Annotated in this window: 1 protein-coding gene; it reads left to right on the top strand. The window is 48.1% G+C overall.

Translation table 11 applies throughout. The annotated features are described in order from the left end of the window. Positions 1–248 precede the first annotated feature (248 nt). Positions 249–1,427, top strand: a complete 1,179-nt coding sequence (locus tag BMW94_RS30030; protein ID WP_091002251.1) for an IS110 family RNA-guided transposase — start codon at positions 249–251, stop codon at positions 1,425–1,427. The last annotated feature ends 117 nt before the right edge of the window (positions 1,428–1,544 follow it).

The following is a 1,544-nucleotide window of genomic DNA, read 5'->3' as shown; positions in this document are numbered from 1 at the left end:
TTTTCGTATTATCAGGTTAGCCAGTAATTACTGGTTGGCCTTTTTTTGTGGTCGTTTTACGATGGGGGGAGCCGGGAGAACGTGGCGGCTTTAGAGGCTTGGACCTCGAAACAAAAACAGTTCTCCCACGACCTCCAAAAGACCATGTTTGAGCTGGTAGAGGCCATGGACCTCGTATAACAAGCGAAGCTATGGGTTTGGAACCATCGTGGAAAGGCCGGCGAAATTCAAGACAAGGAGTGAGGAAATTGCAACCTGTTGTTGGTGTGGATGTGGCCAAAGGTTCGAGTGTGGCACAGGCGTTTAGGAAACGAAATGAGCCGTTTGGCAAAGCTGTAGACATCATGCATGAAAAGAGTGGATTTGAACAATTCTCGGGTATGCTAGACATGCTTCAGATCGAAACAGGGCTCGCTCCAGTAGTGGTTCTGGAAGCGACAGGACACTACCATCGTGCATTGGTTTCGTATCTGGATCGAAGCGGCTATACGTACTACATTGTCAATCCGCTGCAATCCAAACGAGCCAAAGGCACGCAGTTACGCAAGGTGAAAACGGATGCCCTGGATGCTTGGCATCTGGCTGAGATGTACTACCGTGGCGACGTGAAGCCGCACCGGACCTGGGATGAGACGTTTACGGAACTGCAGCATTTGACCCGGCAGCATGAATTTGTTACAGGAATCTTTGTGCAGGCCAAACTGAACAGCAGAGCCTTACTTGAGCAAGTGTTTCCGGAGTACGAAGGGTTATTTTCGAATGTATTTTCCGCAACGTCATTAACGGTACTGGCTTGTTGTTTAGAAGAAGGTACAGCGGATTGGATTGAAGTGATTCAGGGCAGCACGGGAAAGTCTCGTTCCAAGCAATGGGTCATTGAAAAAGTCAGAAAACTGGAGGAAGTACTGGGTGACTGGGGAGAAACTCGGCGTAGCCCATCACAACGCCAAGCCCTGCTGGGGATGGTTAAGTTATTGCTGACGTTGATCCGGCAATTGGACGAGCTCGAAAAGCAAATGGAGAACATCGCGACCAACCTACCTGAAGTCGAACTCGTGAAAAGCATCCCGGGAATCGGAATGAAACTAGCTGCAGCCATAGTAGCTGAAATAGGTGATGTCAGGCAGTTTAGGGATGCCAAGCAACTCGTGGCGTTTGCGGGTCTTGATCCGGGAATTTTCAGTTCAGGGAAGTTTACAGCGACAAGCACACGAATAACGAAACGAGGCTCTAAAAGGCTCAGACGTTCGCTATATTTAGCGGTACAATGCGGAATGCGAAAGAATGTGAATGCAAAAATTGGTTCGTATTACGAGAAAAAAAGAAAAGAGGGCAAGCCCTACAAGGTGGTCGTGATCGCCTGCGCAAACAAGCTGTTGCATCACATTTTCGCCATCTTGCAGAAGAGCCAGCCCTACCAAGCGTAACCCATATTTAACCAAAACCTCCATAGCAGTGGAGGTTATTCGTGTTGGTCGGAAAAAGTATAACACGAAAAAAGAACTCATCCAACAAGAAATGCTTGACAAACATTAGCTGGTTTT

The sequence above is a fragment of the Paenibacillus sp. OK003 genome (assembly GCF_900109515.1).
GTDB classification, from domain to species: Bacteria; Bacillota; Bacilli; order Paenibacillales; family Paenibacillaceae; genus Paenibacillus; species Paenibacillus marchantiae.
Note: the sequence above shows the minus strand (reverse complement) of the source record. Positions and strands in the feature narration are given on the sequence as shown.